Raw genomic sequence first — 9,038 nt, 5'->3', positions numbered from 1 at the left:
ATATCGATTTCTGGGGTTGGTGTGCCCTGCTCTATTCCACCGTATTTGGCAGTGCGATCGCCTACGGTTTGTTCTTTTATTTCGCATCTCGAGGCAACTTAGTGAACTTAAGTTCGTTAACATTTATGACTCCCGTGTTTGCCTTGTTCTTTGGAAATTTGTTTCTCTCAGAAGTACTGACTCCTCTCCAATGGAGTGGTGCTGCCATCGCCTTAGTCAGTGTGTGGACGATCGAAAATTCTTCTTCAAGCGAGTCGATCGAAATCGACGATTTCGACAGAAATACAGCAGATATTTAAATAAATTGAGTCTTTCTAAAATTGAGGTCGCCGATCGTCGATCGACCCTTGCACTCGTGTATTTAGAAATACTCGAAAGATGTATTCTCCATTCCTCATTCTCCAAAACTCGAACGATACCAGCGCCAACCTCTATCTTTTGACTTTGTCCTCAGTTCCTTGAGAAATGGAACCCTCTCATCATTTAGACAGGAGACTGTCAATCTCTAGATCTAAAGCGAGCTTCACCAGCCCGAATCACGATCGCTTCAGAGTTTTTTAAACTTTATAAAAATACTTTGCACTCTAAAGAAATGAAGCTCGATTCCCCGCTTTACAATCCGATACTCGATCGTTAAAAAGAAAAGGAATGAATTGAACCGTAGCCGTCGATCGAAGGAAATGGTAAGATTTCCATGAAATTACGAACTTCGAGGTTCTATTGTGAGCCGTTCCGCAACATTAACGCTTCAGCCTTCCCTACTCTCTGTCGTCGAAAACAGTCGGTTGCGACTGTTTTCTGGCTCTGCCAATGCAACCCTAGCCCGAGAAGTCTCTCGATATCTCGGTATCGACCTCGGTCCGATGGTTCGCAAGCGGTTTGCCGATGGAGAACTCTACGTCCAAATTCAAGAATCAATTCGGGGTTGCGATGTCTATTTGATTCAGCCCGTGTGCCACCCCGTCAACGATCACTTGATGGAGTTGCTCATTACCATCGATGCGTGCCGTCGCGCCTCGGCTCGGCAAATTACCGCCGTTATCCCCTATTACGGTTACGCCAGAGCCGATCGTAAAACCGCCGGACGGGAATCGATTACCGCTAAATTGGTGGCAAATCTGATTACGAAATCCGGCGCTCATCGCGTTCTGGCAATGGATCTGCATTCGGCACAAATCCAAGGCTATTTTGATATTCCCTTCGATCACGTTTACAGTTCCCCGGTACTGATCGATTATTTATCGAGTAAGAAACTCTCGGATCTGGTCGTGGTTTCTCCCGATATCGGTGGCGTGGCGCGGGCAAGGGCTTTCGCCAAAAAACTCAATGACGCGCCTCTAGCGATTATCGACAAACGGCGACAAGCGCATAATGTGGCAGAAGTTTTGAACTTAATTGGGGATGTGGAAGGGAAAACGGCCGTACTGGTGGACGATATGATCGATACGGCCGGTACCATTAGCGAAGGGGGTCGAATGCTTCGCCGAGAAGGGGCCAGACAAGTTTATGCCTGTGCCACCCATGCGGTGTTTTCTCCACCAGCGATCGATCGCCTATCGAGCGGTGTTTTTGAGGAAGTGATCGTCACCAATACGATTCCGGTGCCGAGCGATCGCAACTTCGAGCAGTTGACGGTTCTTTCGGTTGCTAATGTTTTGGGTGAGACGATTTGGCGCGTACACGAAGATAGTTCCGTCAGCAGTATGTTTCGGTAATGGCAACGATCGCCCCAGAAACTGGAGGAAGACAAGGGGAGTCAATGGAGAATTAACAATTCGCGAGTCGTTATTCTTTCCTGTCTCCTCGTCTCTCCGTCTTCCCCGACCCCATTCCGGAAGTCTGGCTGCAAGTAATTAACTAGTTAGTATAACGGAGGTGTATCAGACTCAAGTTTGATACTCTGGACTAAGAAACGTCATATCGATGCAAAAAATTGCCACTCCTCACTCCCCATGACCGAGAGGTTCTATGCCGGAGCGAAATGAGAAAAAGCGATCGCGAAGCGTCACCTAGCTCTTTGGGGGCGTCTATGCCAACGGCGAATCGCCGCATCGACAAATTCAGCCCGATCTACCTAAGCGCACGTCGTCATGATGTATAAAGTAACAAACGAGCCGAAAAATAACAGCTTGGAGCTACTGCGCCAATACCATCAGTCTCCATCTACCCAAAAACGCAATCAACTCGTGCAGTTCAATATCGGGTTAGTCAGAAAAGAGGTACATCATTGGCTCAACCAGTGTTCGGAAAGTTACGATGACTTGCTACAGGTTGGCTGTTTGGGTCTCATTCGGGCGATCGAACGGTTCGATCTCTCGAAGGGAAATGCCTTTAGCTCTTTTGCCGTTCCTTACATTCGCGGCGAAATTCAGCATTATCTCCGAGACAAAAGCCCTTCGGTTCGCATTCCCCGCCATTGGGTGAGTCTCAATCGCCAGGCAACCAAAGTTACCCAAACCTTGCACAACCAACTCGAACGCTGCCCAACAAAGGTGGAGGTGGCAGCCGCAATGAATATTTCCCCGGACGAATTACAAGAAATCGAACTAGCGTGCTGCAATCGCGCCCCTCTGAGTTTGGATGCGCCGGTGTCCGACGAGGAAAAGGGTCGGACTTCTTTAGGGGAAATGGTTCCAGACCAGCGCTATCGCAGTTTCCAGTTGGCCCAAGAAGACTGCATCCTTTTGCAGCAGGCGCTGGCGAAGTTGGAGGCGGGCACTTGTAAAGTTCTCGAATTTGTCTTTTTGCACGATCTAACACAGAAGGAGACCGCAGAACGGATGGGAATTAGCTCGGTTACAGTTTCGCGCCGGGTCAAAAAAGGACTCGCAACGATGAAAACTTTAATGAATTCGGCGGATTCGATCGATTGAGGGTAGAGCTTCGAGCTTTCATACTGAAAGCTCCTACCACAAATTTAGTCACCTGTCAATAGCTCTTCGAGCCATTCACGTAACTTGACTTCCTGAAAACTTTCGGCAAGTTGACCCACTCGATTGGCAAAGGGAATCCATTGTTCTTCGGTCTGTACCAAAAGCTCCGCTTGTTGAAGAATCCCTCGGATATCCCCTTGCCGAGTCAGTTCGAGCAGTTGTTCGAGGGTTTCGGGTGGGGGAGAAGTCACAGGCAAAGATTCATCCTCCGATCGCTCCATCGATCTGAGTTTGTCATCGGTTAGCGCAGGGAGCGGAATATCCTCGTAAACCCACTCGAGCCCCAATTGTTCTTGAAGTAAATTCAGCAATCGCTCTAGGACTATAGGTTTGATAAGAAATGCATCACAACCGGCATCGTAGCAACCGGCGCGATCTTCGGCCAGGATGCTAGCGGAGTTGGCAACGATCGGGACATCTTTAATAGTGGGTTCTTTGCGAATGCGTCGGGCGACTTCAAACCCATCTAGTACGGGCATCACCAAATCCAGCAAAATTAGATCCGGGAGGTGGGCGATCGCTTTTTCCCATGCTTCTCCCCCATTTCGAGCTTCGATGAGTGTAAATCCCAAAGGTTGCAGCCAAGAGCGTAGGACTTCGCGATTTTCGTCTTTATCATCGACAACGAGAATCGTTAGAGTGTCCCCAACAAAACCCGTAATTCGGCGTTGAGGTTCTCCGGAGAGATCGGGTCGGTCGATCTCGATTTCGGGCAGATCCACTTCAAACCAAAATCGGCTACCGCGACCGGGGGTGCTGCTAACTTGTATTTCTCCCCCCAGTTGGCGGATGATGTTTTGAGAAATGGTCAGTCCCAGTCCCGTGCCTTCAGACTTATTCTGAATATCGGTCAGTTGTTGAAACGGTAAAAAGATATCGGCGAGGCGAGCGCTCGGAATTCCAATGCCGGTATCTTCGATGGTGAAGCATATTTTGCGATCGCCACTCGTCTGGCTTTTGACGTAACCCACCTCAAACTGTACCCCTCCCTTTTGGGTAAATTTCACTGCGTTGCTCAGCAAGTTCAGCAATACCTGGCGCAGGCGAGTTTCGTCACCCCGTACCGCCATTGGTAAATTTGTCTGAGCTTGAAACGTAAAAGAAATACCTTTGTCCGTGGCCCGCACTCGGAAAATCTCGACTAAATTATCCAGAAACGATCGAAAATAAAAATCTTCTACCGCTAACTTCAGTTTCCCCGCTTCAATTTTGGAGAGATAGAGAATATCGTTGATGAGCATCAGCAGGTGAGCACCGCATTGGTGGATGACATTTACCCCTTTCTTTTGCCCAGTGGTTAGAGCGGTGTCTTTTTGAAGAATTTGGGTAAACCCTAAAATGCCATTGAGCGGCGTTCTCAACTCGTGACTCATGTGAGCGATGAAGGCGCTTTTGGATTGGGTGGCGATTTCTGCGGCTTCTTTAGCCCGAGCCAACTCCTCAGTACGCTTTTCCACCCGTCCTTCGAGTTCCAAATTCCATCGCCATAGGGCTTCTCGCGTCCGTTGCATCTCAGTGACGTCCGTACAGCAGCCGATGTAGCCGACAAAATTACCATCGCCGGTAAACCGAGGCGTTCCCATATCCAACAGCCAACGATACTCCCCATCGTAGCGTCGGAGGCGGTATTCCATCTGAAAGGGTTGGCGACCCTCGAAACAAGCTGTATAGGTATCTTTGTAGAACTCCAAATCTTCAGGATGGATGCCTTGCGTCCAATCGTCGCCGAGTTCGGTTTCGAGGCTGCGTCCGGTAAAGCTCAGCCACATTTGGTTGACAAAGGTATGCCCTTGCTGAGTATCGGATACCCAAATCAAAACCGGGGCGCTGTCAGCCAGGGTGCGGAAGCGCTCTTCGCTTTCTCGTAGGGAGGCTTCAAAGCGTTTGCGATCGCCGATATCTTCGATTGCCGCAATGAAGTATTTCGGCTTTCCGGTTGAATCTCGAACCAAGGAGACTGTTAAATTAATCCAAACATTCATCCCGTTCTTGTGAATATAGCGTTTTTCGAGGGTGTAACTCGCAATCCGATTGCAAAGGAGTTGTTCGACATAACTCAAATCGACTTCGAGATCGTCGGGATGGGTGATCTCTTGGAAGGTTTTCTCTAGCAGTTCCTCGCGGGTGTAGCCGACAATATCGCAGATTTTTTGATTCACCCGCAGCCAGGGTCCATCGGGAGCAACGTGAGCCAGACCGACTGCCGCTTGCTCGAAAGTGACCCGGAAGCGCTCTACGCTCTCTTGCAGTGCCAAATTAGCCCGCTGGCGATCGATTTGAGCGGCGTTGGCGGCGATCTCCGTGGCGATCCCCCGTGCCATCAGCTCGATAATTTCTTTTTCGTATAAGGCAAACCCTCGTCTCTCAGATCGATCGCAAAAAAATTCTAAGGTGCCGTAGAGGCGATCGTCGAGCCAAATGGGAGTCCCGATAAACGAGCTAACCGATCGATTATCGTAGATGGCATATTCTTGCAGATGATTGTCAGAGCTGTCGTCGGCAAGGGTTTCCCCGGATTCGAGAACGGGCGTGCAGGGATGAGCGCCACGCGCAAACTGCATTCCGACTTGCAATTCTTGGGTTTCGGGAACGACTGCTTGGAGAGTGTAGGTTGAGCCGTCTAAAACCCCGATCGCTCCGGTGGATAAACCCAAGATCTCGCAACCGGTTTTGAGATAGTCAGAAAATAGCGCCTCGATACTGTCGTAGTGGGTGGTCGTGATGCGGTGTAGTTTTTTGAGATTGGCACTGAAGTTGGCTAAAGTCGTGGTGCGCTCTTCTACCCGTTCTTCTAGCTGTTCGTTGAGCTGCCGAAGTCGCGCTTCCGATTCTCGCAGGGCATCTGCGGCTTGCCGGGAGTCGGTGATATCGAGATTCACGCCGGTGAGATGGCTGAACGCTTGGCGCTCGTTCCAGTAAGCTTTGGCTCGCAAGGAGATAAACCGAAGCGTCCCATCGGGGAGCAGAATCCGAAATTCAATCGTCCGGGTGGGATATTGACGGTCGGGCATTTGCCTCATCTGCCGCCCGACTCGATCGCGATCGTCGGCATGGATGAATTGCAACCAGGCGTTTAGGTTTTGGGGCCGGGCTTCGAGTTCGATGCCGTACAACCGATCCATCCGCCGATCCCAAATCAAACGATCTCCCATGGGCTCCCAAAGCCAAGTCCCGATATGGATTGCCCCCAAAGCGAGATTGAGTCGCTCTTTATTTTGTTGTAGGGCAACATTGGCTTCGAGCAAAGCCATTTCTGCTTTTTTGAGCCGATCGATATCGATAAACGTCAGAACCACGCCATCGGTTTGTCCGTCTTCTTGGCGATAGGGATGTACCCGCATCAGCAGGTGCCGATGGTTCTCATTGTGTGTGACCTCGCACTCGGCAGGTCGTTCGGTCTCGAGCGCTTCTTCCAAAAACCCCAACAGATCCCGCGCGTCGGTATTGTGGGCTAGATGAGCGAGGGGACGACCGATATCGGTGCCGACGAGATTGATGGCGGCTGTGGCAGCGGTGGTGAATTTGCGAATGTTCAAGTGGCGATCGAGAAAAATCACGCCGATCTCCGTCGAGCTAAGCACGTTGTCCATATCGTCGTTGAGTTCGGTCAACTCCTGAATTTTGGACTGATACTCGGCATTGACGGTATAGAGTTCCTCGTTGACGGAATGGAGTTCTTCGTTGGTACTTTGGAGTTCTTCGTTCGAGGCAATTAATTCTTCGTTGGTGGCCTGTTGCTCCTCGTTGGTGGATTCGAGTTCTTCGATCGTGGCCTGGAGATTCTCGCGGGTTTGTTGGAGTTCGTATTCGAGTTCGGCTAGCTCTCGCTGGGTTTCAGTGTCTGCTTCAAAGGGTTCGATGGTGGGAGATGCCACCGGGCGATCGTCGGGTTCGACCGCCACGATCGCAAAATCCCCCACCATCTTCTTTGTTTCTTGGTAAGTCACTTTCAAGTTGACGCGGCGAGGATTCTCATCCTCTCCCAACTCGATCCCGGCAAACCGAACCGGACGGCGTTCCTGCTTCGCGCGATGGAATGCCGTTCTTAGGGGAAACTTGAGAGCCGGTACCACCATGCGAGTCACATCTTGCGTTACCCGACCGTCGGGGAGTTTAAAGATATCGGCAGAGTTACCAAAAACGTGGAGAAGTCGATCGTCGCGGTCCACCAGCAGGTAGGTGGCATTGCGATCGAGCGCCAGTTGCCGGAGGGTTTCTTCGAGTATCGGCTCGAACCGAGAACGACGGCTCTCTCCAGACTGGACCAGAGGCAAGGTTTTGGGGAATGCATCGAGGGTTTTGGACGGCAGCGACAGTCGTACGTCTCTTCGCTTCCCGTAGAGTTTCCATTTTTTATGCAGCGTGTTGAATTCCTCATCTAACCCCCCCAGAGTTTCCGACTCTCCCAGGAACAGGATGCCTTGGGGTTGCAGGGAAAAATGCAGGTTCCGCAAGACTTGCTGTTGGAGATCGGACTGCATGTAAATCAACACGTTCCGACAGGTCACCAGATGCATCCGCGTAAAGGCTGCATCTTTGGTGAGATTGTGGTGGGCGAAAATCAGCTTTTCTCTGAGTTTGCGTGCCACCTGAAGGGCACCATCGCGGCGGGTAAAATATCGAGCGAGGCGTTCCTCTCCCACATCGTAGGCGATCGCTTCGGGATAAATACCGCGATCGGCTTTTTCGAGAGCAACGCGATCGAGATCTGTCGCAAAAATCTTGAAGCTCAACGGCTTGCTCGAACCTTGTACCGCTTCATCGACGACCATGGCTAAGGAGTAGGCTTCTTCCCCCGAACTACAAGCACTCACCCAAAAGCGCAGCTCTTCTGATGGTTTAACGCGCTCGAGCAGCTTCGGTAGAACCTCCTCTTTCAGAAATCTCCAAGCGGATTTATCCCGGAAAAAGCGGGTCACGCCGATGAGGAGATCGTTGCGCAAAGTTTTCCGCTCTTCTGGGGAGTCTTGCAGCAGATTGATGTAATTATTTAGATCCGATCGTACGATCAGACAGCGGCGGAAGATGCGCCGACTCAGGGTGCTGTGTTTGTAATAGGAGAAATCCGTATCTTCGAATTGGGCGAGGATCTGAGCAATTTGTTTAATTTTGGGAGCATCGATGGAGAAATTCGTACTGTCGGTTAAGTCTTGTCGATCCACGGACGAATCGACCACTTGGCAGACAAGCTGCGCCAATTGGGACGGCGGCAGCACTCGATCGATGAGTCCGGCGGCAATCGCGCTATTAGGCATCCCGTCAAATTCAGCGGTGGTGGGGTCTTGCACCAAAGTAATGCCCCCTGCTTCGTGAATCGTCTGCAATCCGCGAGTGCCGTCGCTACCGGTTCCAGAAAGGACAATCCCGATGGCGCAATCGGTTTGTTCTCTCGCGAGGGTTTTGAAAAAGAGATCGATGGGAAAGTTCGGTTGCGATCGATTGCTACTCAAATTGCGATCGCGCAAATAGAGCTGTTGTCCTTCTAGTACCAAATTCTTGCCCGGTGGAATTAGGTAAACTGAATTTTTCTCTAGGGTCATGCCATCGGTGACCGGATGAATTGCCATACGGGTGTGCCGCCCCAAGAGTTCGTTCATCAGGCTTTTGAAATCCGGAGATAGATGCTGGATGACGACAAATGCCGCCCCGCTATCCACGGTCATATTTTCAAAAAATTCTTCAAGCGCTTTTAATCCCCCGGCAGAAGCCCCGATTCCGACGACGAAGAAGTTGGGGTGGGAATCGGGGCGTAGCGATCGAGGCTTATTGGAGGTGCAGTCGGCCACTGTAATACTTCTTTGGTGATTTCGCTTTCGTTTAAATCGTAAAGGAATTTGTTAATATTTTGTGACTTTGAGATGATTTTTCAGATGTGATGGTAATGATTTGTCTTTGGCAATTGGATTGGAAAGCTTAGAATTCTCCCTCTTTCCCAATCAATTTTCAACCTTTGTGATTTAGCCAAAGATCTTGCGACTGCGGGATTTTTCCAAATGCAAGAGGACAAGGTTTTGCAATGCCATTGCCTTGTGCGTAATCGAGACCGATCGACCGTAATTTTTGCAAAATGGCTTGATTTTCGACAAATTCGGCAATGGTTTGAAT

At 50.4% G+C, this 9,038-nt stretch carries 4 protein-coding genes; 3 read left to right on the top strand and 1 reads right to left on the bottom strand.

Features of this window, described 5'->3' with window-relative positions; translation table 11 throughout:
- The 3 genes from IQ235_RS11095 to IQ235_RS11085 form a co-directional block, all read left to right on the top strand.
- The coding region (locus tag IQ235_RS11095) for an EamA family transporter (protein WP_264321529.1) at positions 1-299 on the top strand (299 nt) is incomplete at its 5' end.
- Between the two features lie 423 nt (positions 300-722).
- On the top strand, positions 723-1,715 hold the full coding sequence (locus IQ235_RS11090) for a ribose-phosphate pyrophosphokinase (RefSeq protein WP_264321528.1): 993 nt from the start codon (positions 723-725) through the stop codon (positions 1,713-1,715).
- Between the two features lie 375 nt (positions 1,716-2,090).
- Complete coding sequence (locus IQ235_RS11085) at positions 2,091-2,873, top strand: RNA polymerase sigma factor SigF (protein WP_264321527.1); 783 nt, start codon at positions 2,091-2,093, stop codon at positions 2,871-2,873.
- 44 nt (positions 2,874-2,917) lie between these two features.
- On the opposite strand, the gene IQ235_RS11080 is transcribed toward IQ235_RS11085, so the two are convergent.
- On the bottom strand, positions 2,918-8,719 hold the full coding sequence (locus IQ235_RS11080) for a PAS domain S-box protein (RefSeq protein ID WP_264321526.1): 5,802 nt from the start codon (positions 8,717-8,719) through the stop codon (positions 2,918-2,920).
- Between the last annotated feature and the right edge of the window lie 319 nt (positions 8,720-9,038).

Source organism: Zarconia navalis LEGE 11467, assembly GCF_015207075.1.
GTDB lineage: Bacteria > Cyanobacteriota > Cyanobacteriia > Cyanobacteriales > Geitlerinemataceae > Zarconia > Zarconia navalis.
Note: the sequence above shows the minus strand (reverse complement) of the source record. Positions and strands in the feature narration are given on the sequence as shown.

Bases quoted from the DNA above. Each gene is read 5' to 3' on its own strand.
- IQ235_RS11085 (WP_264321527.1), top strand. From the start codon at position 2,091: ATGATGTATAAAGTAACAAACGAGCCGAAAAATAACAGCTTGGAGCTA.